The organism is Streptomyces nigrescens, from assembly GCF_027626975.1.
In the GTDB taxonomy this organism is placed as follows: Bacteria; Actinomycetota; Actinomycetes; order Streptomycetales; family Streptomycetaceae; genus Streptomyces; species Streptomyces nigrescens.
In genome coordinates, this window is record NZ_CP114203.1 from 4822132 (window position 1) to 4845576 (window position 23445).

Consider the following 23445-nt stretch of genomic DNA (forward strand, 5'->3'; position numbering starts at 1 on the left):
GTCTTCTCTGTCGCCTGTCCACCCGTTTGGAGATCATGCCCGCTCATGCGTCGCACGGCATGTGCGAGCGGGCATCCGGGTCATTGCGGACCTTCCGGAGTCTTGTTGACGACAATGCCACGATTTGCCGCTCCGGGCGCAGGAAATGCGCACGAAAACCGTCAAGAGGTGCGGTCGGGACGGCGCGCACATGCGGCGAGGAGGCCTTCGGAGGGCCGGTCCATGCGAGGATCAGGAACCGTCAGTGAAGACTTATGGAAGGTAGATCGTGGCTGAGCAGCTCTACGCCACCCTGAAGACGAACCAGGGCGACATCGAGATTCGGCTCCTGCCGAACCATGCACCGAAGACGGTCAAGAACTTCGTCGAGCTCGCCAACGGCGAGCGGGAGTGGACCCACCCGGCGACCGGCAAGAAGTCCACGGACCGGCTGTACGACGGCACGGTCTTCCACCGGGTGATCAGCGGTTTCATGATCCAGGGTGGCGACCCGCTGGGCAACGGCACCGGCGGCCCCGGCTACGAGTTCGGGGACGAGTTCCACCCCGACCTGGCCTTCAACAAGCCGTACCTGCTGGCCATGGCCAACGCCGGCCCGGGCACCAACGGCTCGCAGTTCTTCATCACCGTCGGGGCCACCGCGTGGCTGACCGGCAAGCACACCATCTTCGGTGAGGTCAGCAACGAGGCGAGCAAGAAGGTCGTCGACGCCATCGCCACCACCCAGACCAACCCGCGCACCGACCGTCCGCTCCAGGACGTCGTGATCGAGTCGGTGGCCATCGAGACCCGCTGACCCGCGTCGTGCGCCCCGGCCGGGTCCGGGGAACCATTGCGCCCCGCCCGGTCGTACATCAGGCGGGGCGCGACGCTCGTCCACGGGGCGAAGGCGGGCGGAAACGGCGAAGTGCTGACGCGCCGGACGGAGAAGGGGACGAGGGGACGGATGGACCAGGTGCCAGGCAGCCCGAAGGAGCCGCAGGACGCGCGGGGTGACGATGGCCTGCCGGGCTGCCACCGCCACCCGGATCGCTCCACCGGAATTCGCTGCACCCGCTGTGACCGGCCCATATGCCCGGAGTGCATGGTCAGCGCCTCGGTCGGCTTCCAGTGCCCGGACTGCGTACGCAGCGGTGGCGGCACCGGTCATGCGCCGCAGGCCGCCGCGCCGCGCACGATCGCGGGCGGCACGATTGCCGCCGATCCGCGGCTGATCACCAAGATCCTGCTGGGCATCAACGCCGCCGTGTTCGTCGCCGTGCTGGCGACCGGCGGCGACATGAGCCCACTGGCCAGCCGGCTCGATCTGCTCGGGCTCGCCGCCGACCCGAGCCGGTTTCAGCTCGTCGGTGTCGCCGAGGGCGAGTGGTACCGCCTGCTGACCTCGATGTTCCTGCACCAGGCGATCGCGCACTTCGCGTTCAACATGCTCTCGCTCTGGTGGCTGGGACCGCCGCTGGAGGCGGCGCTCGGCCGGCTGCGGTTCATCGCGCTCTACCTGCTCGCCGGTCTGGGCGGCAGCGCCCTGTCGTATCTCCTCGCCGCGCAGAACCAGCCCTCGCTGGGTGCGTCCGGCGCGATCTTCGGGCTGCTCGGCGCGACGGCGGTGCTCCTGCGGCGGCTGAATTACGACATGAAGCCGGTGCTGATCCTGCTCGGCCTCAACCTGGCCTTCACGTTCCTGTGGCCGCACATCGCCTGGCAGGCCCATGTCGGCGGCCTGGTGGTGGGCGCCGCGGTGGCGTTCGGGATGGTGCATGCGCCGCGTGACCGGCGGACGCTGGTGCACAGCGCTACCTGTGTGGTGGCGCTGCTGGCGATCATCGCGGTGGTGTGGGTACGGACCGTTCAGCTGGTGGGCTGAGGGTCCGTACCGTCACGTTGTCCACAGTGCGTGGCCGATCTTGTGCATGCTGTGCGGAACTCTCGTTCCGGTCCGCTCCGACCTGCGTTTCCCCAGTAAGGAAAGGGGGAGCGGGAGGCCGGAAGAGGGTGCCGCCGATCACACCGGCGTCAACCTCCGGAGGGTTATCCACAGATCTTCTGAAGTTTTCCCCGGCTGTGGATAACCGTGTGGATGGCCTTGGGTAGGGCTTGCGCTACTTCCACTGGGTGGATACGCCGAAGCCCACCGCGATGAAGCCGAAGCCGCACACGATGTTCCAGTTGCCCATGGCCGCGATCGGCAGATCGCCCTCGGACACATAGAACATCACGATCCACACCAGCCCGATCAGGAACATCGCCAACATCAGTGGCGCCACCCAACCGCGGCCTGAGCTCATCTTCAGGTTGGTGGTCTTCGCCGGCGGCGGCGTGAAGTCGTCCTTCTTGCGGATCCGTGACTTCGGCACGAGGAACTCTCCTGTCGATGCGCTGCTCCCCCGCTCTCGGCTTCGCTCGAGCGGGCGGTGCCCCATCCGCGGGGGAGGTACGAGATGTGCGCCTGGGCGCGGATGCGGTGGGGAGCGGATTCCTTTCCCGGGCGTCCGTTAGCGTAGTGCTTCCGTGGCGCCGTAAGGAGTAAGGGTACGTTGAGCAATTCCGCTGACTCCCCCGACCGCCCCACCCGATCCCGCCTGCGGCCCGTACGGCTCCTCACTCTGGTCGTGTTCGCGCTCGCCGGGCTGCTCTTCTGGCTGAGCTTCGACACCGCGCGTGGCACGAATCTGCGCTCGGACGACTCGATGCTGCGGCTGTCCGACCTCATCCAGGAACGCAGCCACAAAAACGGTGCCCAAGACGACCGTAACGCCACTCTCCGGGAAGAGGTCGACGCTCTCGCGCAGCGCGACAACGGCAGCTCCCGGGCCGAGGACGCCAAGCTCAAGGCGCTGGAGAAGAACGCCGGCACCAAGCCGCTGAAGGGCCAGGGCGTGACGGTCACGCTCACCGACGCCCCGCCGAACGCCACCGCCAAGATCCCCGGGGTGCCCGAGCCCCAGCCCAACGACCTGGTCATCCACCAGCAGGACCTGCAGGCCGTGGTGAACGCCCTGTGGCACGGCGGCGCCAAGGGCATCAAGGTCATGGACCAGCGGCTGATCTCCACCAGCGCGGTGCGCTGTGTCGGCAACACCCTGATCCTCCAGGGCCGGGTCTACTCCCCGCCGTACAAGGTCACCGCCGTCGGCAACCGCGAGGCCCTCACCAACGCGCTGACCGCTGCCCCGGCCATCCAGAACTATCTCCAGTACGTGAACGCCTACGGCCTGGGCTGGAAGGTCGACCAGCACGAGGCGGTGACTCTTCCCGGCTACTCCGGCACAGTGGAACTCCACTACGCACATCCTGTGAAGCCGTAGCCCGCACGCCGCGGGCGCCGGGGAGGGACGGGGCCGGATGACGCTGCGGGGCCGGACGACGGTGCGGTGGATCGTACGGACGCTCAGCGAGATCTGCGTCACCGTCGGCGCACTGATCGTGCTCTTCGTGGCCTACGTCCTCTTCTGGACCGGCGTACGGGCCGACAGCGCCATGGACGGCGAGATCGGCAGACTCCGGCACCAGTGGGCCACGGGCCCGGTCACCGCCCCCGACAGCACACCGGCCCCCGACGGCGACTCCGCCCCGGCCGAGCGGCCCCGCCGCTACACCCCGGGCGCTTCCTTCGCCGTCATGTACATCCCGCGCCTGGGCAGCGACTGGACCAAGCCCGTCCTGGAAGGCACCGCGACCGATGTCCTCAAGCGCGGCCTCGGCCATTACGCCCGCACGGCCCGCCTCGGCGAGACCGGCAACTTCTCCGTCGCCGGTCACCGCCGCACCTATGGCGACCCCTTCAAGGACTTCCCGCGGCTGCGCCCCGGCGACGCCGTGGTGCTGACCGACGGCACGACCTGGTTCACCTACCGCATCGACAACCGGCCCTATACGACGCTGCCCGGTGACATCGGGGTGATCGACCCCGTACCGCGGAAGTCCGGATTCAACGGCCCCGGGCGCTATCTCACGCTGACCACCTGCGAGCCGGAATGGGGCCACAGCCACCGGCTGATCGCCTGGGCACACCTCGATTCCACCCAACCCGTGGCACAGGGAAGGCCATCGGCTTTGACCGGCTGACCCACCTGGGCCCGCCCTCGCCCCTTACTCTGGTGTCGCAATCGACATCGTCATCGGCATCGGCAAGGGGACAGCGACAGCATGTACGGCTGGATCTGGCGGCATCTGCCGGGCAACACATGGGTGAAAGCGCTGATTTCCCTGGTGCTCGTCCTGGCGGTCGTCTTCGTACTCTTCCAGTACGTCTTTCCGTGGGCGGAGCCGCTGCTCCCCTTCAATGACGTCACTGTCGATGAAGGGATGGCCGCCCGATGACCGCACGGATTCTCGTCGTCGACAACTACGACAGCTTCGTCTTCAACCTCGTCCAGTACCTCTACCAACTCGGCGCCGAATGTGAGGTGCTGCGCAACGACGAGGTCGAGCCGCGGCATGCCCAGGACGGCTTCGACGGGGTGCTGCTGTCGCCCGGACCCGGCACACCCGAGCAGGCCGGCGTCTGCGTCGACATGGTCCGGCACTGCGCGGACACCGGCGTCCCGGTCTTCGGCGTCTGCCTGGGCATGCAGTCGATGGCGGTCGCGTACGGCGGCGTGGTGGACCGCGCCCCCGAGCTGCTGCACGGCAAGACCTCGCCGGTCCACCACGAGGACGTCGGCGTCTTCTCCGGGCTGCCGTCCCCCTTCACCGCCACCCGCTATCACTCCCTGGCGGTCGAGCCGGACACCGTCCCCGACGAACTGATCGTCACGTCCTGGACGGAGGCCGAGGACGTCCCCGGCGGACGGATCGTCATGGGCCTGCGGCACCGCGAACTCCTCGTCGAGGGCGTCCAGTTCCACCCCGAGTCGGTCCTGACGGAGTGGGGCCACCGGATGCTGGCCAACTGGCTCGTCGAATGCGGCGACAAGGGGGCAGTGGAGCGCTCCACGGGGCTGGCCCCGGTGGTCGGCAAGGCCGGCGGGTGACCGCTCTGCGCCCCGAACGTGAAGGGAGAGCCTACGAGCCGGACGAGCCGGAGCGGTCCTACGCTCCGCAGGACCCGTACGTGCAGCCCGATGCGTTCGAGGCGGCGGTGGAGCAGCTGGCCGACCCGCTGACCGATCCGCTGCCGGGCCAGGTGCCACCGGCACCCGCGCCCGCGCCGGATCCCTACGGGCAGCCGGGCCGCGGTCGCCGGCGGGGCAAACCGGCTCAGGAGGGCGGGAGACAGGGCTCACCGTGGTTCCGCCCGCATCTGGAGCCCGAAGAGCAGTCCCGGCCGGGCCGGCAGTCCTACGGCTCTCAGACGGCCGCCTACGGCCAGGCACACGGCTCCGGCCCCGCTCCCCACCCCGCCACCGCCGATCCGATATCTCAGCGCGGTACCGCCCCGGAGACACCGGCGTCGCCCGCCCCCACCCCCGCTCCGCGGGTGAGCCCGACTCCGGCCGTGAGCCCCGCTCCGGCAGCGGCCACGGGCCCCGCGTCGTGGCGGGACGACGAGACCATGGCGCTGCGGCAGGCCGAGAAGCGCGACGGGGACAGCGTTTCACGTGAAACCGAGGCGACGGTTTCACGTGAAACCGCGGCAGCGGACCCGGCGCCCGGAGGCCGAGCGGCCCGGCGCAAGGCTGCTCAGGAGGCCGCCAAGCGGGGCGGCAGGCGTGGACGCCACAGTGGCGCCGCCGCGACGGCCGCCGCTGCCACCGCCTCCGAACCGGCGCCCGCCCCCATGTCCCGGCTGGAGGCCCGGCAGGCCGCACGAGCCGCCAAGGACAGCCCCAGCCTGATCGCCAGCCGCGCGCTGGGCGAGGCCTTCATCACCCTCGGCGTGCTGATGCTGCTGTTCGTCACCTATCAGCTCTGGTGGACGAACGTGATGGCGGAACAGGAGGCGGGAGGTGCCGCCAGCAATCTGCAGAGCGAATGGGACAAGGGCGGCGGCGAGAAGAAGAATCTCGCGGACGGCGAGCGCTTCGGGATCATGTATATCCCCAAGCTGGATGTGAAGGCGCCGATAGCCGAGGGGATCGACAAGCACAAAGTGCTGGACCACGGCATGATCGGTCACTACGACAAGAACAGCGGGATCAAGACGGCGATGCCCTGGGACAAGAAGGGCAACTTCGCGGTGGCGGCCCATCGCAACACTCACGGCGAGCCGTTCCGTTACGTCAACCGCCTCACCAAGGGCGACAAGATCATCGTCGAGACGAAGAGCTCGTACTACACGTACGAGATGGAGAGCATCCTCCCGCAGACGTCTCCGAGCAACACCAGCGTGATCGGTCCGGTGCCGCCCGGCTCGGGATTCACCGGCCCCGGCCGCTACATCACCCTGACGACCTGCACCCCGGAGTTCACCAGTACCTTTCGGATGATCGTCTGGGGCAAGATGGTCGACGAGCGGCCGCGGAGCAAGGGCAAACCGGATGCGCTCGCCGGCTGAGCAAACATAAGAGGGGTGCTACGCGGTGACTGCCACCGGAAACGACGAGGCATGCGACCGGTCCGCGCCGCCACTCAAGCCGCGCCGTGTGCGCCGGGCCATCGCCTCCACCGTCAGCGTCATCGGGGAGCTGCTGATCACGGTCGGGCTGATCCTGGGCCTCTTCGTCGCCTACTCGCTGTGGTGGACCAACGTCCTCGCCGACCGCGAAGCGCACAAGCAGGGTGACCAGGTGCGTCAGCACTGGGCGAGCAGCGGGCCCAAGGGGCCGGGGGAGCTGGACACCAAGGACGGCATCGGCTTTCTGCACGTCCCGGCGATGAACAACGGCGAAGTGCTGGTCGAGAAGGGCACCGACGCCGACATCCTCAACGAGGGCGTGGCCGGCTACTACACCAAGCCGGTCAAGTCGGGGCTGCCCAAGGACAAGAAGGGCAACTTCACGCTCGCCGCGCACCGCGACGGCCACGGCGCGAAGTTCCACAACATCGACAAGCTCAAGGACGGCGACCCGATCGTCTTCGAGACCAAGGACACCTGGTACGTCTACAAGGTCTTCGCGACCCTGCCTGAGACCTCGAAGTACAACGTGGACGTCCTCGACGACATCCCCAAGGAATCCGGCAAGCGCAAGGCGGGCCGCTACATCACCCTCACGACCTGCACCCCGGTCTACACCTCGAACTACCGCTACGTCGTCTGGGGCGAGCTGGAGCGCACCGAAAAGGTCGACGCGGACCGCACACCCCCGAAGGAAATCCGCTAGCGGACAACAGAGAGCCCCGGCGCCCTTGGAGGGCTGCCGGGGCTTCCTGTTTGCCTCGCCGAAGCGACCGCTGCTCTGCTAGCCGAACGGTCCGCCGATGAAGCCGCCGCCGTCGTCGCCCCCGTTGCCGCCATTGCCGTTGCCGCCGCCACCGATGGTGGTCAGCGTCACGGTGGTGGTCTTGGGGTCGGACGGTGTCTGCGGCTGCGGGTCCTGGGCGGCCACGCGGGCGTTGTCGTCCTGCGAGCCGCCGGCGAACTGGATGTTGGTGAAGCCGGCCTGCTGCAGCGCCTTCTTCGCCTCCTTCACCGTCTGGCCGACGACACTCGGAACCGGTGTCTGGGCCCCCGCCTTACCGACCGTGAGGGTCACAGTGGAACCCTCCTTGGCCGGGGTGTTGCCATCGGGGCTCTGGCTGAGCACCTTGCCGACCTGGTTCGGGTCGGTGACTTCCTGTTCGGTCTTGCTGACCTCGAAGCCCAGGTCGTCCAGCTGCTTCTTGGCCGTCTCGAAGTCCTGTCCCGTGACGGGCGGGACGTTCCGCTTGGGGGACTCCTGGGCGACGGTGAGGACGATCACTGTGCTCTTGGGCGCCTCGCTCTGGCCTGCGGGGTTCTGCTTGAGCACGATGCCCGGCGTCCGGTCGGACTCCTCAGGGACCTTCTTGACGTTCTTGAAGCCCTTGCGTTCGAGGCGGTCACGAGCACTTTCGAACGCGAGGTCCTCCACGTCCGGAACGGTGACCTTGACGGCGCCCGTGCACATGGTCACGTCGACCGTGTCATTCTTGTCGATCGTCTTGCCGGCCTCCGGGGACTGCTCGGTGACCTGGCCCTTCTTGACGTTGTCGCAGGCCTTGCGACCGGCCTCGGAGACCTTGAAGCCGCCGTTCCGTCCGGAGTCCTTCGCTTCGGCGCGGGTCTTGCCGACGAGGTCGGGCACCGACACCTTGCCGTCCGTATTGCTGCTGGTGAACATCGCCTTGCCGATGAAGATCGCACCGACCAGGACGAGGACGGCCGCAAGCACCAGCAGGATCGTCGAGGTGTTGCTCTTCTTCTGGCCGCCGCCGCGGCGGCGGTCGCCGCGGTCGTCGTAGCCGTAGCCCCCGTCGTCCGCGTTCATCGGCGGAAGCATGGAGGTCTGGCCGGCCGGATCCTGCGGACGCAGCATGGTGGTCGGCTGGTCCTGGTCGTAGCCGGCCGCGCCCATGGCGGAGGCCGCCGCGACCGGCTGGCCGTCCAGCGCCGCCTCGATGTCGGCACGCATCTCGTCGGCCGACTGATAGCGGTAGTCCGGGTCCTTGACCAGCGCCTTCAGGACGATGGCGTCCATCTCCGGCGTGATCTCGGGGTCGAAGTTGCTCGGCTTCTGCGGCTCCTCGCGGACATGCTGATAGGCCACCGCGACCGGTGAGTCACCGACGAACGGCGGCCGTACCGTGAGCAGCTCGTAGAGCAGACAGCCGGTGGAGTACAGGTCGGAGCGGGCGTCGACCTGCTCGCCCTTGGCCTGCTCGGGCGAGAGGTACTGGGCCGTGCCGATGACCGCCGCAGTCTGCGTCATCGTCATCCCGGCATCGCCCATGGCGCGGGCGATGCCGAAGTCCATGACCTTGACCTGGCCGGTGCGCGTCAGCATGACGTTGGCCGGTTTGATGTCGCGGTGGACGATGCCGGCCCGGTGGGAGTACTCCAGCGCCTGGAGGACACCGGTGGTCATCTCCAGCGAGCGCTCGGGCAGCAGCTTTCTTCCGGAGTGCAGCAGCTCACGGAGCGTGGAGCCGTCGACGTACTCCATGACGATGTACGGGATCGAGACACCGTCGACGTAGTCCTCGCCGGTGTCGTAGACCGCGACGATCGACGGATGGTTCAGCGAGGCGGCCGACTGGGCCTCACGGCGGAACCGGGCCTGGAAGGACGGGTCACGGGCGAGGTCCACCCGCAGCGTCTTCACAGCTACGGTGCGGCCCAGGCGGGTGTCATGCGCGAGGTACACCTCGGCCATGCCACCGCGGCCGAGCACCGAGCCCAGCTCGTACCGGCCGCCGAGGCGACGCGGCTCTTCCATAAGCTTCTCCAGCCCTCTCCGTCAGTCCCGACCGCACCGGTGTGTGGTCCGGCGGTGTGCTGTCCGGGCATACCGTACCCGCCACGCCGTACCGGACCGGGCCGGAGCCGCAACCTGATACGTGACCGGTATTGGCATGATCTGAGTCACTTTTCGCCTTCGAGTACCGCCTGCATGACGTGCTTCGCGACCGGAGCTGCGAGCTTGCCACCGGCGATGTCATCGCGGAGCGTGTCGGATCCCTCAATGACGACAGCGACCGCGACGGGGGTGCCCTTGTCGGTCTTCGCGTAGGAGATGAACCAGGCGTACGGATTGTCCTTGTTGTTCTCGCCGTGCTGTGCGGTACCGGTCTTACCGCCGACTGTGACGTTCGGGATCTGGGCGTTGGTTCCCGTACCCGACTTGACCACGGTCTCCATCATGCTCTGGATCTTCTGCGCGTTCTCCGGGCTGAGCGGCTGGCTCATCTCCTGCGGAGTGTGCTGCTGGACCACGTTGAGGTTCGTCGCGACCAGCCGGTCGACCATGTACGGCTTCATCAGCTTGCCGTGGTTGGCGACCGCCGAGGCGACCATGGCCATCTGCAGCGGCGTGGCGCGGTTGGAGGCCTGGCCGATGCCGGCCATCGCGTTCTGCGGCCGGTTGTCCTCGGGGAAGATGCTCTCCGAGGCGCGGACCGGGGTGTTGATTCCCGGGTCGTTGAAGCCGAACTTCTCCGCCTCGGCCTTCATCTTCTTGTTGCCGAGGTCGGCGCTGATCTTGCCGAACACGGTGTTGCAGGACACCCGCAGCGCCTCGCGCAGGGTGGCGTTCTTGCAGGGGATGTTGCCCTCGTTCTTCAGCTCGATGCCCGAGGTGTCGGGGAGCGTGTAGGGCAGCGGTGACCGGGTGCTGGAGTCGACGTCGTTGTAGAGGCCGTTCTCCAGGGCCGCCGCGGCCGTGACGACCTTGAAGGTCGAGCCGGGCGGGTAGGTCTGGCGCAGCGCCCGGTTGAGCATCGGCTCGTCGGGGTTGTTCTTCTTCTGCAGCGCGTTGTACGCCTCGGCGTCCTTGTTGCTCATCCCGGCGAAGGTGGACGGGTCGTAGGACGGGGTGCTGGCCAGGGCCAGGATCGCGCCGGTCTCCGGGTTGATCGCGGCGACCGCGCCCTTCTGCTTGCCGAGCCCGTCGAAGGCCGCCTTCTGGGCCTTGGCGTCGAGGGTGGTCACCACGTTGCCGCCCTTCTGCTTGCTGCCGGTGAACATGTCGACCGTGCGGCTGAAGAAGAGCCTGTCGTCGGTGCCGGTGAGAATGCCGTCGTTGAGCTTCTCGAGCTGGTTGGCGTCGAAGGCCTGCGAGGCGTAGCCGGTGACCGGCGCCCACATCTTGCCGTTCTTGTACGTCCGCTTGTACTTGAAGTCGCCGCTGTCCGTGGTCGAGGAGCCGGTGATGGCCTTGCCGTCCACGATGATGTTGCCGCGCGGGGTGCTGTAGCGCTCGATGGCGACCCGGCGGTTGTGCGGGTCGTTCTTGAGCTCGTCACCCTGGACGAACTGCACCCAGTTGACGCGGACCAGCAGGGCGAGGACGAGCAGGCCGCAGAAGATCGCGACCCGGCGCAGGGGCTTGTTCACGGACGGACCACCTGGGTCATCTCGGCGTCGGTGGAGGGAGCGGGGGCCGGCGCCGGGCGGCGCGCGGTGTCGCTGATCCGGAGCAGGATCGCGATCAGCGCCCAGTTGGCGATCACGGACGAGCCACCCTGGGCGAGGAACGGCATCGTCATACCCGTCAGCGGGATCAGGCCCGTCACACCACCGGCGACGACGAAGACCTGCAGGGCGAAGGCGCCGGACAGGCCGATCGCCAGCAGCTTGCCGAACGGGTCGCGGGCCGCCAGCGCCGTACGGATACCGCGCTCGATCAGCAGGCCGTACAGCATCAGGATGGCCATCAGGCCGGCCAGCCCGATCTCCTCACCGACCGTGGCGAGAATGTAGTCACTCTTCGGCGCGATGCCCAGGATGAGGCGGGAGTAGCCCTGTCCCAGACCGGAGCCGAGGATGCCGCCGGACCCGAAGGAGTACATGGCCTGGGCGGTCTCGGTGACACCGCCGTTGACCAGCTCCAGCGGGTTGAGCCAGTTGTGCACACGCGTCTGGACGTGGGACTCGAACGTCGCCACCGCGACCGCGCCGCCCGCGCTGAGCAGCAGACCGAACACGATCCAGCTGGTCCGCTCGGTCGCCACGTACAGCATCACGACGAACAGGCCGAAGAACAGCAGCGAGGTACCCAGGTCGGTCTCGAAGACCAGGATCATCAGGCTCAGCGCCCAGATGACGAGGATCGGGCCGAGGTCGCGGCCGCGGGGGAGGTACAGGCCCATGAAGCGGCGGCTGGCCAGGGCCAGCGCGTCCCGCTTCACCATCAGATAGCCGGCGAAGAAGATCGCGATGATGATCTTCGCGAACTCACCGGGCTGCAGCGAGCCGAGACCCGGAATCGTGATCCAGATCTTTGCGCCGTTCACACCGGGGAAGAACACCGGGGCGACCAGCAGCACCAGCGCGACCACCATCGAGATGTAGGTGTAGCGCTGCAGGACGCGGTGGTCCTTGAGGAAGATCAGGATGCCGAGGAAGAGGGCGACGCCGAAGGTCGACCACATCAGCTGGTTGGGAGCCATCGCCTTGCCCAGCGAGGGCTCCTGGTCCAGCCGCCAGATGAAGATCAGACCCAGGCCGTTGAGCAGGGTGCCGATGGGCAGCATCAGCGGATCCGCGTACGGCGCCCACTTGCGGACGACGAGATGCGCGACGCCCGCCAGCAGGCCGAGCCCGAGGCTGTAGCCCAGCACGCCGGCCGGCACCGAACCGTCCTTCGCCAGACCGACGTTGACGTACGCGAACACCGGAATCAGCACCGCGAAGATGAGCATCGCCAGCTCGGTGTTGCGGCGGCTCGGGGCTCCGATGGTGCCGATGGTGGTGGTGTTGGTGGTGCTGCTCATGAGATCTACGGCCCCCTACGCCCTCACTGCTGGGTGCTGCAATTCTTTTCCAGCTTCTGCTGCTCCTGGGAAGGGGCCTGGCTGGGAGTGGCCTTGGGAGACGGAGACGTGGTCGCCGCCAGTGCGCCGGCGGTGCCGGTGCCGCTGTTCTTGCCGGTGCTGCCGGGCTTGGCGCTCGGCGTACCGGACGGTGAAGCTGACGGAGAGCCGGGCTTGCTCGGTGTGCCCGTCTGGCCGTGGCCCGGGTGACGCGCCGCGTCACGCTCGGCGGCCTCCCGCTGCTCCTTGGTACGGCAGGCATTGGCCTGCTTACTCAATTCGGTGACCTTTTCTCCCGCCTGAGTGCGGCTGTCGACCGCGATCGTCTCCTTGACCTGATTCCGCTGGTACTGCGGCAGGTACTTGAGTTCGATCTCGGGGTGGTCCTCGTCCACGCCATTGAGCCTGATCCACGCGAGGTCCTGGCTGATGCCCCGGTAGAGCGCGACGTGGTCGTCCTTGGCACCGACGAAGTACTGGGTCTGCGTCCAGTTGTAGCCCGCGTAGCAGCCGCCGCCCACGACGGCCAGCGCCAGCGCGATGAGCAGTGACCGCTTGAGCCACCGCCCGCGCCGCCGGGGCTTGACGAAGTCCTCGTCCATGAACGCGCCGAACGAGCCCTGCGGCGGTCCGCCGACCTCCGGGTCACCGCTGCCGGGCGGTCCGAAGGCACCGGGGGCGCCCGGGTTCGGTCCGCCGGGCCGGCCGAGTTCGGCGGCCCGGGCGGCGGGGGTCTGCAGCGTGCTCGGGTCGCTGAGCTGGTGCTGGTTCTCCGCGACGGCGCCGACGATGACCGGGGTGTCGTTGAGCTGCCCGGCCATCGTTTCGTTGCCGTCCACGTCCAGGACGTCGGCGACGATGCAGGTGATGTTGTCGGGTCCGCCGCCGCGCAGAGCGAGCTGGATCAGCTCCTGCACCGTCTCGTGCGGCCCGTGGTAGCTGGCGAGGGTCTCCTCCAGCGTCTGGTGGCTGACCACCCCGGACAGCCCGTCCGAGCAGATCAGATACCGGTCGCCGGCGCGCACCTCGCGGATCGACAGATCGGGCTCGACATGATCGCCGCTGCCCAGCGCCCGCATCAGCAGCGACCGCTGCGGATGGGTGGTGGCTTCCTCTTCGGTGATCCGGCCCTCGTCGACCAGCCGCTGCACCCAGGTGTGGTCCTGGGTGATCTGGGTCAGGGCGCCGTCGCGCAGCAGGTACGCACGCGAGTCGCCGACGTGGACGAGCCCGAGTCGCTGCCCGGTCCACAGCAGGGCGGTCAGGGTCGTGCCCATGCCCTCCAGCTGGGGGTCCTCTTCGACCATCACCCGCAGCTGGTCATTGGCGCGCGTGACGGCCGTGCCCAGGGAGGTGAGGAGGTCGGAGCCCGGGACGTCGTCGTCGAGCTGGACGAGTGTGGAGATCACCTCGGAGGAGGCGACCTCACCGGCGGCCTGGCCGCCCATGCCGTCGGCGATGGCGAGCAGCCGTGGCCCGGCGTAGCCGGAGTCCTCGTTGCCCTCGCGGATCATGCCCTTGTGCGATCCGGCGGCGAAGCGCAGTGACAGACTCATGCGCACCTCACCCGTCGGCTCGGGGTACAGCCGGTCTCTTCGAGCCACACTGCCCACCCTCCGGTCGGGAGCACGCCCGGGTCCGCCGAGTGGACCGCCGCGGCTCGCTCGCTCCGCTCGCTCATTGTCGTACTACTTCCGCAGCTCGATGACGGTCTTGCCGATGCGGATCGGGGCTCCCAGCGGAATCGGTGTCGGGGTCGTCAGTCGGGTCCGGTCCAGGTACGTGCCGTTGGTGGAACCGAGGTCCTCGACGATCCACTGGCCGTCACGGTCCGGGTAGATCCTGGCATGCCTGCTGGACGCGTAGTCGTCGTCCAGCACGATCGTGGAGTCGTGCGCACGGCCCAGGGAGATGGTCTGGCCTTGGAGGGCGACGGTGGTGCCGGTCAGCGAGCCCTCGGAGACCACGAGCTTCGTGGGGGCTCCTCGGCGCTGCCGGTTGTTGTTGCCGCGTCCGCCTTCCTGGCGGCGCTGTTGTTGCGGTGGCGCGGCAGCCTGCCGCTGCGCACGCGGTTCCTGTCCGCCGCGACGGGCGGCACCGCGCTGTGTGACGCGCGTGCCGAACAGATCGCTGCGGATGACCTGAACGGCCACGATGACGAACAGCCACAGTACGGCGAGGAAACCCAACCGCATGACCGTGAGGGTCAGCTCTGACATTGCCCCCGCTTCACCCTTCGGCTTGCCGGTAAACGATGGTGGTACTGCCCACGACAATCCGCGAGCCGTCGCGGAGATTAGCGCGAGTGGTGTGCTGCCCGTCTACCACGATGCCGTTCGTGGAACCCAGATCCTGGATCATGGGGGGCGTTCCGACCCGGATCTCACAATGACGCCGGGAGACACCCGGGTCGTCGATCCGTACGTCAGCGTCGGTGCTGCGGCCCAGCACGAGCGTGGGGCGGGAGATCTGATGGCGGGTGCCGTTGATCTCGATCCAGCGCCTGGTTTGTGCCTGGGGCTGCGGTCCTGCACCGGGCGGTGCCGTACGGGGTACGGACTGTGCGCCGCCGGGAGGCGGGGACGAAGGCATGGGGGGCGGGCTCACATGGCCGCCGCCGGGCTGGCCGCCGCGAGGCATCGCGGCGGAGCGGCGGTCGGCAGCGGGGCCCGGCTGGTCCTGGGACGAGCTGGAGGCGAGCGTGCGGCTGCGCACGCGGTACAGGCCGGTGTCGAGATCGTCGGCCTTCTCCAGATGGACCTTGATCGAGCCCATGAAGGTGTACCGCTGCTGCTTGGCGTAGTCGCGGACCATGCTGGAGAGCTCGTCGCCGAGCTGCCCGCTGTAGGGGCTCAGCCGCTCGTAGTCGGGGGTGCTCAGCTCGACGATGAAGTCGTTGGGGACGACCGTGCGGTCGCGGTTCCAGATGGTGGCGTTGTTGTCGCACTCGCGCTGCAGCGCGCCGGCGATCTCAACGGGCTGCACCTCGGACTTGAACACCTTGGCGAAGGTGCCGTTGACGAGACCTTCGAGCCGCTGCTCGAAACGCTTCAGTACTCCCACGGGGCACCTCCTTCCTCAGTCTTCGTCGGGGTCGTCCTGATCGAGTCGTCCTGATACTGCTTACTGATCGTATCCACGCGTCGGGAAATCGGCTGGTTCCCCTTTCCCGCCTTGAGGACGAGTGTCGCCCCTCACAGGGTTGCCCGGTGCTTGCTTGCTCCTTGCCCACTGCTCGTGCACTGCGATCGTAGATGTGCCCCGCAAACAGTGTCCCGCAACCGCCGACCACTCCGGGCGGGCGGGTGCCGGAGTCGGACATGGCGCGGGGTCGGGCGCCCCGGCCGGCCCGGGTGGCCCTCACTCTGTTTGCAGCTACCGCGAGTGTGAACCCTCTGGGCAGCGCTCCGCGAATGCCCGGGGTGAGGCGGGGTGCCGCCCGGGTTGCCGCAGGGCGGGGACCGGGGGAAAGGCGTGTGAAGGCACCCCCGACAGCGTGCTAGTGTTCTGGATGTCGGCAGGCGCTCGCACAAGACCCGGACGGAACAGCCCGGATCACGTGAGAGAATCAACCGGCAGCACCCATGCGCGGGTGGCGGAATAGGCAGACGCGCTGGATTCAGGTTCCAGTGCCCGAAAGGGCGTGGGGGTTCAACTCCCCCCTCGCGCACAGATGAGACCCCCGGTCTCCGGAGAAATCCGGACCGGGGGTCTTTCGTTGTCTTCATCACGTTGTTGGGTACGTCACGGACGCGGTGAGGGACGCCCTCACGGGCAGGCCTCGGCCGGCCCGTTGAGGCCTACCTCACATCCGCGCCCGCCGCCGCCCTCGCCGTGGCCGCTTCCGCCCCGCCGTGGCCTCCGTCACCCGGCGATCTCCGTGACGACCGTACGGAACGCGCGGACCCGGGCGGTCTCCCGGGCGGTGTGGTGGACCAGCCCCAGGACCGAACCCGGCAGGCCGGTGACGGGGACGAAGACGAGGTCGCGGCGGCCGTGGTAGTCGGCGGTGGGGCGGCACAGCAGCATGCCGCCGCGGCCGGCCGCGGCGAGGGTGAGGCCCTCCTGCAGCGTGCTGACGGCGGGCCCCGCGGGGATCGGACGGCCCTGCGGCGTGGCGGCCGGGGCGTGGGCCGTGCGCCAGTAGGCCGGCGCCGGGCCGGCCGGGGAGACCAGCGGGACGGTGGCGAGATCCTCGGCGCCGATCGAGGCGCGGGACGCCAGCGGATGCCGTACGGAGACGGCGAGGGTCTGCTGCTGGGCCGGGAAGACGGGGCCGAGGGTGAGATCGGGCTCGGCGACGGGCAGGAGCGTCACGGCGGCGTCGACCGCGCCGCCGCGCAGCGCGCCGAAGGGATCGCACAGCGGGATCTCGACGATCTCGGTGGCGCAGCCCGGGTGGCGTCGGTGGAAGACGTCGATGGCCCGCATGATGCGGTCGTCCGCGGTGCCCTGGAAGCCGATCGTCAGACGGCCCTCGATCCCGCGGGCGGCGCTGCGGGCGCTCTCGACGGTGGTGCGCAGCGCGTCGTAGGCGGGGCGCAGCGACGTACGGAACTCCTCGCCGAGCGGGGTGAGGCGGACCCGGCGGCTGGTGCGGTCCACGAGACGGGCGCCGATCCGCGACTCCAGGGCGCGCAGCAGCTGGCTGACGCGGCTCTGCGAGACATACAGCCGCTCGCCGGTGCGGCCGAAATGCAGCTCCTCGGAGAGGACGAGGAAGCATTCCAGCTCGCGGAGTTCGAGGCCGGGGGCGGGCAGGCCGGCGGTCGCGGCGGGCGGGCCGCTCATGGGGTTCCTCCGGGGATCGGTCGGTGGTCTGCGCGGTGAATCGATGAGTCCTGCTCATAGAAGGGTGAGAGGTGGGCCGTTGTTCCCCCGGCGGTGCGGGCGTTGGCTGGGGGCATGACGAACATCGAGGGCGGGGCGGCGGCCCGTGGCGCCGAAGTGGCCGCGCGAGCAGCGGAGTCGGGGCGGAAGCGGGGCGGTGGCCTGCCGGCGGTCGGGGCGCTGGCCGCGGCGACGTTCACGGTGGTGACGTCGGAGATGCTGCCGGTGGGGCTGTTGACCCCGATCGGCCGGGAGTTGCGGATCTCGGCCGGTACGGCGGGGCTGACGCTGACGGTCACGGGCCTGGTCGCGGCGGTGTCGGCGCCCTTGCTGACGATGCTCGTGGGGCGGCGGGACCGGCGGGCGGTGCTGGTCGCCCTGATGGGCACGCTGGCGGCGGCCAATCTGCTGGCGGCGTATGCGCCGAATGTCGTGGTGCTGCTGGTGGCACGGGTGCTGGTGGGGCTGGGAATGGGCGGGGTGTGGGCGATCGCGGCGGGGCTCGCGGTGCGGCTGGTGCCCGCGCGGAGCGTGGCGGCGGCGACGTCCCTGATCTTCAGCGGGGTCGCGGCGGCGTCCGTACTGGGTGTGCCGGCCGGCACCTTCCTGGGCGAACTGGGCGGCCGGCGAACGGCGTTCGGGGCGATGGCCGTGGTCTGCGGGGCGGTCGCGGTCGCACTGGCCGTACTGCTGCCGCCGCTGCCGGAGGCCGCCGCGGTGCGGCTGAACGGGGTGCTGGCCGTGCTGCGCGGCGCCCCCGTACGGACCGGGCTCGTCCTGGTGGCGCTCCTGGTGACCGGGCACTTCGCGGCGTACACCTATGTGCGGCCGGTGCTGGAGGAGGTGGCCGGTGCGGAGGCCGGGCAGATCAGCACGCTGCTGCTGGCGTTCGGCCTCGCGGGTCTGGCCGGGAATTTCCTGGCAGGGGCCGGGGCGGCGCGGTCACCGAGGGCGGCGTTGCTGGTGATCTGTGGGGTGCTCGCGGGGGCGGTGCTGCTGATGCCGCTGGTGGGGCGCGGGGCAGGGGTGCCGGGGGCGGCTGTCGTGGTGGCCGTATGGGGGCTGGCCTACGGGGGTGTCTCGGTCAGCACGCAGACCTGGCTGATGGCGGCCGCACCGGGTGCCCGCGAGGCGGCCTCCGCACTGTTCGTGGCGGTGTTCAACGGGGCTATCGCACTGGGGGCGCTGGCCGGCGGGCGGGCCGCGGACGGCTGGGGCGCGGTCGGTGTGATGTGGCTGGGCGGGACGCTCGCCGTGGGGGCACTGGTGGCGGTGGGCGTGGGGAGGGCGCCGGTACGGGAGGTGTCCTCGCGCCCGGAGTGAGGCGGGGGCCCCGGGGACGTGGGCACGGGGCGGAGGAGCCGCGTGGCCCGGTGCCCCCGGGGCGGGCGCGTGGGTGGCGATGCCATACGGGCGGCCGCCCGCCGGGAGGTGGCTGCGTCAGTCCGTGGGAAGCCGTGCCGGCAGCCCACTCCCCGGGCTCGGGTCTCGGCCGGGCTCAGGCGGCGAGGCGCTCGACGAGAGCCTTGGCCTTGGCCGCCGCGTCCTCGTGGGCCTTGTCGCGGGAGGTCTCGTACAGCGGGATCAGCTCGGCCATCGCCGGGTTGTTCGGGGCCATGGTCAGCTCGGGGACGATGAAGTCGACCTCGAGGCCCAGACCGCCGTTCAGCACGGCCTCCAGGTAGTTCTGGACGTACTCGAAGGACTCACGGGGCGTGCCGGGCGCGTAGGAACCGCCGCGGCTGGCGACGACGGTGACCGGGGTGCCCTTGGCCGACGGCTGCTCCCCCGCCGTACGGCCCATGATGATCACCTGGTCGAGCCACGCCTTGAGCGTGGAGGGGATCGTGAAGTTGTACATCGGGGCGCCGATGACGATCGCGTCGGCCTGCTCCAGCTCCTCGGCGAGCTTCACGCGCAGTGCGAAGGCCTCCTGCTGCTCGGGGGTGTGGGTGGCCGGGTCGGAGAAGCCGGCGGAGGTGCCGACGCCGTCGAGGTGCGGCAGCGGATCGGCGGCCAGGTCGCGGTGGATCACGGTGCCGTCGGGGTGCTGCTCCTTCCAGGCCTTGCGGAAGGCCGCGGTGACCGAACGGGAGGCGGAGCCGCCCTCGGGAAAAACGGAGGAGTCGATGAGCAGAAGCGTGGCCATGGGAATCGGTCCTTCGGTAGGCGGCCGGGCGGTGCGCGACCACTGATTGAATTCCGTACGTCCCTATTGATAGCACAGGAACTTACTTTTCCGCAGTAGCCAACGGGAAGGCGGTACTCTGGGTATATGGCGGACCACGGCGAGGCGATGTGCAGGCAGGTCGACGGCGGGATGACGCGCGTCTTCGAGCTGTTCGGGAAGCGCTGGACGGGGCTGATCGTCGCGACCCTGATGCCGGGTCCGGTGCACTTCGCCGATCTGCGGCGGGCCATCCCCGGGATCAGTGAGCGGATGCTCTCCGACCGCCTCATGGAGCTCGCGGCGACCGGTCTGGTCGTCCGCGAGGTGGACGCGGGTCCGCCGCTGCGGGTCTCGTACCGGCTGACGGAGGCCGGTCTGGCGATGGAGCCCGCGCTCAAGGAGCTGGGGCGCTGGGCGGAGACCTACCTCGCCGACGGCGGGCAGTGTCCGGAGCAGTTCCGGAAGTAGGCGCCGCGGGGCAGGGTGCCGACGGGTGGTGCGGCGGCCCCGTCTTTGGGGGCGCGCTCGGTTGGGGCGCGCTCGGGTGGCGCTCGGGTGGCTGTCTTACCCCAGCCGTTCCTGTGCGGCGTTGTAGCGGCGCAGGTAGGTCGCGAAGCGGTCGAGGTCTTCCTCGTCCCAGTCGGCCAGCCGCTCGTGGAACGCCTGGCGGCGGCTGGCGGTGACATTGGCGAGCACCTGGGCGCCCTTCTCGGTGGGGTGCAGCACCTGGACGCGGTGGTCCTCCGGGTCGACGCGGCGCTCGACGAAGCCGAGTTTCTCCAGTGCGGCGATCTGCCGGCTGACCGTGGACTTGTCCAGGAAGTAGTGCGCCGCGAGGTCCGTGGCGCGGCATCCCTGCTGGTCATCGAGGTGCGCAAGCAGGGTGTAGGAGACCAGCGACAGCTCGGGATGCATCCGGGCGGCGGTCGCGCGGGCCCGGCGGGCGAACGCGGTCATCTCCTGCTGGATGGTCTCGACGGAGTCCTCGCGGTGAGCCACGGGTTGCCTTTCGTAGAGGTAGTTGTATAGTACAACGTGGTTCAAGAGTTGTAATAGCCAACTACTGGTTCCGGCCACCTGACGGCGACAGCTGATCCGACGAGCTTGAGAAGGCCTGGCCCATGAGTACGGTCCGACGTCCCGATCACCGAAACGAGCACCGTGCCGCGCGCGGCGGCCACGCCACCGGGCTGCGTCACGTCCTGACGCACCTGATCACCCCGCTGCTGATGTGCATCGGGATGGGACTGGCGTATCTGGGTGCCTTCGCGCACCCCGCGCCGCACCATCTGCCCGTCGCGGTCGTCGGACAGGGCCGGAGCGCCCAGCTCCTCGCCCAGTCGATCAACGACAAGGCGGCCGGTGACCTGGACGTACGGACCGTCGGTGACCGGTCGGCGGCGGTCGAACGGCTCAAGCACCAGGACATCTTCGGCGCGTATGTGATCTCTGCGCATGGTGCGAAGGGTGCGGCGGGCACGGGGGGCACGGCGGATGCGACTGTGGCGAAGGGGGCTTCGCACGGGGCGGACAGGGCCGGCGAGGCGGGTGCGTTGAGTGCGTCGGCGGGTACGACCGGTGCCGGCGGGGCGGCGGGACCGGGGAAGCCTGCGCCCGAGCTGCTGGTGGCGACGGCTGCCTCCGACACCAGCGCGACCGTCGTCCAGAAGGTCTTCACCCCGATCGCGGAGCAACAGGGCGCCCCGCTGAAGGTCACGGACGTGGCGCCGACCGCCGAGGACGACCCGACCGGTCAGGGCATCTTCTTCCTGCTGGTCGCGATCAGCATCGGCTCGTACGCCTCGGTCGCGGTGATCGGCGGCGCCGGAGCCGTGCTGCCGCTCCGGCTGCGGGCGGCGCTGGCCCTCGGCACCTCCTTCGTCGTCGGCCTCATCGGGACGGCATTCGCCGGCCCGGTCTTCCACCTCGTCGACCACGGTCTCGGCGGCTTGTGGGGCATGGCCTGGCTCTACGCCGCGGGCATTCTGCTGATCGGCACCGGCCTGCACACCTTCCTCAGGCGCTGGACGACGCTCGGTGTGATGACCCTCTTCGTGATGCTCAACTTCACGTCTTCCGGCGGGATCTTCCGCCCCGAGATGCAGAACGGGTTCTTCGCGGCGCTGCACTCGTTCTGGAACGGTGCGGGCTTCGTGGAGGGCACCCGCAGCCATGTCTACTTCGACGGCTACGGACTGTCGGGACACGTCTGGACGCTGGTGTGGTGGCTGGTCGTCGGCCTGGTGACGGTCGGGGCGGCGGCCCTGGCCGAGAAGCGGCGGCGTACCGCGGAGGCGGAGGCGGCGGCCCATGCCGCGGCGGTGGCGGCGGCCGCGGTGGCGGCGACGGTGCCGGACCCGGCTCCGGAACGGAGCGGCCGGCCGGTGCGGACCGCAGGGGGAGCAGCGGGGGCGGGTCACGGGCCCGCGGAGGCGGCCGCGGAGCTGGCGGGCGAGAGGGAGGAGGAGATGGAGGAGGCGGTGGGCGTCTAGCCGTCCGGAGAGTTATCCACAGGCTCTGCGGGCCGCGCCAGGACCTCGGTAACGTCATGCACGTCGGCAGGCCGGAACCGCCCGGCGCGCGGACGAACGCAGTACACAGAGAAACTGAAGCTGAAGCACAGGGACATCAAGAACACCGGACACAGATCGTGAAGGGGGAGGTGGCCCGCTATGCCGCGTGTGCCGTACGTACCGGGGTTTGCCGATCCGGATGCACAGGGGCCGTCGCCCAAGGCCGTCGGGCGGGCGCTGCGGGAGCGGCTCCCGCGTTCCGGGCAGGCCGTGCTGTCGATCGCGGACGGGCGGCCGGACGCGGTCGCTGCGGTCGAGGAGTCCAACGCCGGCCGGCTGCCCGAGCTGACGCCGATACGGGTCGGGCGGATGGCCGTGAGCCCCTTCGCCTTCCTCCGTGGCTCCGCAGGCCTGATGGCGTACGACCTGGCCGCCGGCCCGGTGACCGGCATCGGCACGCAGATATGCGGAGATGCGCACGCCGCCAACTTCGGCCTCTACGGCGACGCCCGCGACGGCCTCGTCATCGACCTCAACGACTTCGACGAGACCCTGCACGGGCCGTGGGAGTGGGATCTGAAGCGGCTCGCGACGTCGATCGTGCTGGCCGGCCGGGAGGCCGGCGCAGACGAGGACGACTGCCGTAAGGCGGCGCTGGACGCGGCGGGCTCCTACCGGCACACGATGCGGCTGCTGGCCAAGCTGCCGGTCATCGGGGCGTGGAACGCGATCGCGGACGAGGAGTTGGTCTCGCACGCCGACGCCCGGGATCTGCTGGGAACGCTGGAGCGGGTCGCGGAGAAGGCCCGCAAGAACACCAGCGCGCGGTTCGCGGCCAAGGCGACGGAGCCGACGGCGGACGGCGGCCGCCGGTTCGTGGATGCCCAGCCGGTGCTGCGACGGGTGCCGGATGCGGAGGCAGCAGCCGTGGCCACGTCCCTCACCGGCTATCTGGACACGATCGCCGAGCACCGGCTGCCCCTGCTGGCCCGGTACGCGGTGCACGATGTGGCCTTCCGCGTGGTCGGCACGGGCAGTGTGGGCCTGCGCTCGTATGTGGTGCTGCTGCTGGACCACCGGGGCGAGCCGCTGGTCCTGCAGGTGAAGGAGGCACGCAGTTCGGCGCTGGCGCCCTTCGCGGAGAAGGCCGGCTTCCCGGTGCCGTCGGTGGTGCACGAGGGCCGCCGGGTGGTGCTCGGGCAGCGCCGGATGCAGGTGGTCAGCGACATCCTGCTGGGCTGGACGACGGTGCAGGGCGTGGCGTCGACGGGCACGGGTGGCGCGGCCTCGGGCCGCGGCCCACAGGAGGGGCTGCCGGTCCAGGTCCGCCAGTTCAGAAACCGCAAGGGCAGCGTGGACCCGACGCAGCTGTCCGGCGACCAGATGGACGACTACGCCCGGATGACCGGTGCCCTCCTGGCCCGTGCGCACTCCCACAGCGCCGACCCGCGCCTGCTGGCCGGCTACTGCGGCAAGAACGACGAACTGGACGAGGCCATAGCCACCTTCGCGGTCTCCTACGCGGACCGCACGGAAGCGGACCACGCGGCACTGACAGCGGCGGTGAAGAACGGGCGGGTTGAGGCAGAGATGGGGGTGTGAGGGGAGGGGAGACGGGCGCGC

General features: G+C 69.6%; 22 protein-coding genes and 1 tRNA gene. 13 read left to right on the forward strand and 10 right to left on the reverse strand.

Annotated elements, in window-relative coordinates; genetic code table 11:
- Positions 1-268: 268 nt before the first annotated feature.
- Together STRNI_RS21545 and STRNI_RS21550 are read left to right on the forward strand one after the other, a co-directional pair.
- Positions 269-796, forward strand: coding sequence for a peptidylprolyl isomerase (locus STRNI_RS21545; protein ID WP_018092080.1), 528 nt, complete (start codon positions 269-271; stop codon positions 794-796).
- Between the two features lie 150 nt (positions 797-946).
- Positions 947-1864: a rhomboid family intramembrane serine protease gene (locus STRNI_RS21550; protein ID WP_159487397.1), complete on the forward strand. Its 918-nt coding sequence runs from the start codon at positions 947-949 to the stop codon at positions 1862-1864.
- Positions 1865-2099: 235 nt separating this feature from the next.
- Here the strand turns inward: STRNI_RS21550 and crgA are convergent, their stop codons facing one another.
- A complete protein-coding gene (crgA, locus tag STRNI_RS21555; RefSeq protein WP_018092078.1) occupies positions 2100-2354 on the reverse strand; it encodes a cell division protein CrgA in 255 nt (84 codons plus the stop codon).
- A gap of 180 nt (positions 2355-2534) precedes the next feature.
- Between crgA and STRNI_RS21560 the strand changes: the two genes are divergently transcribed.
- The 6 genes from STRNI_RS21560 to STRNI_RS21585 all read left to right on the forward strand — a co-directional run bounded on the left by STRNI_RS21560 (position 2535) and on the right by STRNI_RS21585 (position 7202).
- Positions 2535-3305: a DUF881 domain-containing protein gene (locus STRNI_RS21560; RefSeq protein WP_018092077.1), complete on the forward strand. Its 771-nt coding sequence runs from the start codon at positions 2535-2537 to the stop codon at positions 3303-3305.
- Between the two features lie 37 nt (positions 3306-3342).
- Entirely contained in the window at positions 3343-4065 is a 723-nt protein-coding gene (locus STRNI_RS21565; protein ID WP_093640900.1) for a class E sortase, read from the forward strand.
- Positions 4066-4146: 81 nt separating this feature from the next.
- Positions 4147-4320 carry a hypothetical protein gene (locus STRNI_RS21570; RefSeq protein ID WP_018092075.1) on the forward strand — a complete coding sequence of 58 codons (174 nt, stop codon included), beginning with the start codon at positions 4147-4149 and terminating at the stop codon, positions 4318-4320.
- Positions 4317-4973 (forward strand): aminodeoxychorismate/anthranilate synthase component II, encoded by a 657-nt coding sequence (locus tag STRNI_RS21575; RefSeq protein ID WP_159487401.1) that lies wholly within the window; start codon positions 4317-4319, stop codon positions 4971-4973. The genes STRNI_RS21570 and STRNI_RS21575 overlap by 4 nt, the downstream gene beginning before the upstream one ends.
- A complete protein-coding gene (locus tag STRNI_RS21580; protein WP_277411829.1) occupies positions 4970-6436 on the forward strand; it encodes a class E sortase in 1467 nt (488 codons plus the stop codon). The genes STRNI_RS21575 and STRNI_RS21580 overlap by 4 nt, the downstream gene beginning before the upstream one ends.
- Before the next feature lie 25 nt (positions 6437-6461).
- The gene (locus tag STRNI_RS21585) at positions 6462-7202 is read left to right on the forward strand and encodes a class E sortase (protein WP_018092072.1); all 741 of its coding nucleotides are present in this window, start codon (positions 6462-6464) and stop codon (positions 7200-7202) included.
- Positions 7203-7280: 78 nt separating this feature from the next.
- Here the strand turns inward: STRNI_RS21585 and pknB are convergent, their stop codons facing one another.
- From pknB to STRNI_RS21615, 6 genes are all read right to left on the reverse strand, one after another.
- Positions 7281-9275, reverse strand: coding sequence for a Stk1 family PASTA domain-containing Ser/Thr kinase (gene pknB / locus STRNI_RS21590; protein WP_159487405.1), 1995 nt, complete (start codon positions 9273-9275; stop codon positions 7281-7283).
- A gap of 146 nt (positions 9276-9421) precedes the next feature.
- A complete protein-coding gene (locus tag STRNI_RS21595; protein WP_018092070.1) occupies positions 9422-10891 on the reverse strand; it encodes a peptidoglycan D,D-transpeptidase FtsI family protein in 1470 nt (489 codons plus the stop codon).
- Entirely contained in the window at positions 10888-12270 is a 1383-nt protein-coding gene (locus tag STRNI_RS21600; RefSeq protein ID WP_018092069.1) for an FtsW/RodA/SpoVE family cell cycle protein, read from the reverse strand. The genes STRNI_RS21595 and STRNI_RS21600 overlap by 4 nt, the downstream gene beginning before the upstream one ends.
- 23 nt (positions 12271-12293) lie before the next feature.
- The gene (locus STRNI_RS21605; RefSeq protein WP_018092068.1) at positions 12294-13865 is read right to left on the reverse strand and encodes a PP2C family serine/threonine-protein phosphatase; all 1572 of its coding nucleotides are present in this window, start codon (positions 13863-13865) and stop codon (positions 12294-12296) included.
- 132 nt (positions 13866-13997) lie between these two features.
- Positions 13998-14528: an FHA domain-containing protein FhaB/FipA gene (locus STRNI_RS21610; RefSeq protein WP_018092067.1), complete on the reverse strand. Its 531-nt coding sequence runs from the start codon at positions 14526-14528 to the stop codon at positions 13998-14000.
- Positions 14529-14538: 10 nt separating this feature from the next.
- Positions 14539-15372, reverse strand: coding sequence for an FhaA domain-containing protein (locus tag STRNI_RS21615; RefSeq protein ID WP_018092066.1), 834 nt, complete (start codon positions 15370-15372; stop codon positions 14539-14541).
- 523 nt (positions 15373-15895) lie between these two features.
- Here STRNI_RS21615 and STRNI_RS21620 point away from each other — a divergent pair.
- Positions 15896-15979 (forward strand) — tRNA-Leu (locus tag STRNI_RS21620).
- A gap of 194 nt (positions 15980-16173) precedes the next feature.
- Here STRNI_RS21620 and STRNI_RS21625 read toward each other — a convergent pair.
- Positions 16174-17100 (reverse strand): LysR family transcriptional regulator, encoded by a 927-nt coding sequence (locus STRNI_RS21625; RefSeq protein ID WP_159487409.1) that lies wholly within the window; start codon positions 17098-17100, stop codon positions 16174-16176.
- Between the two features lie 114 nt (positions 17101-17214).
- On the opposite strand from STRNI_RS21625, the gene STRNI_RS21630 reads away from it, so the two are divergent.
- Entirely contained in the window at positions 17215-18462 is a 1248-nt protein-coding gene (locus STRNI_RS21630; protein ID WP_159487411.1) for an MFS transporter, read from the forward strand.
- A gap of 175 nt (positions 18463-18637) precedes the next feature.
- Here STRNI_RS21630 and STRNI_RS21635 read toward each other — a convergent pair whose 3' ends face one another.
- The gene (locus STRNI_RS21635) at positions 18638-19288 is read right to left on the reverse strand and encodes an FMN-dependent NADH-azoreductase (RefSeq protein WP_277411830.1); all 651 of its coding nucleotides are present in this window, start codon (positions 19286-19288) and stop codon (positions 18638-18640) included.
- A 126-nt stretch (positions 19289-19414) separates the two neighbouring features.
- Here STRNI_RS21635 and STRNI_RS21640 point away from each other — a divergent pair, with 126 nt between their 5' ends.
- Positions 19415-19777: a winged helix-turn-helix transcriptional regulator gene (locus tag STRNI_RS21640; RefSeq protein ID WP_127152013.1), complete on the forward strand. Its 363-nt coding sequence runs from the start codon at positions 19415-19417 to the stop codon at positions 19775-19777.
- Positions 19778-19873: 96 nt separating this feature from the next.
- On the opposite strand, the gene STRNI_RS21645 is transcribed toward STRNI_RS21640, so the two are convergent.
- Entirely contained in the window at positions 19874-20308 is a 435-nt protein-coding gene (locus STRNI_RS21645; RefSeq protein WP_018092061.1) for a MarR family winged helix-turn-helix transcriptional regulator, read from the reverse strand.
- 122 nt (positions 20309-20430) lie between these two features.
- On the opposite strand from STRNI_RS21645, the gene STRNI_RS21650 reads away from it, so the two are divergent.
- Together STRNI_RS21650 and STRNI_RS21655 are read left to right on the forward strand one after the other, a co-directional pair.
- On the forward strand, positions 20431-21801 hold the full coding sequence (locus tag STRNI_RS21650) for an ABC transporter permease (RefSeq protein WP_277411831.1): 1371 nt from the start codon (positions 20431-20433) through the stop codon (positions 21799-21801).
- A 180-nt stretch (positions 21802-21981) separates the two neighbouring features.
- On the forward strand, positions 21982-23424 hold the full coding sequence (locus tag STRNI_RS21655) for a DUF2252 domain-containing protein (protein WP_277411832.1): 1443 nt from the start codon (positions 21982-21984) through the stop codon (positions 23422-23424).
- Positions 23425-23445 lie beyond the last annotated feature (21 nt).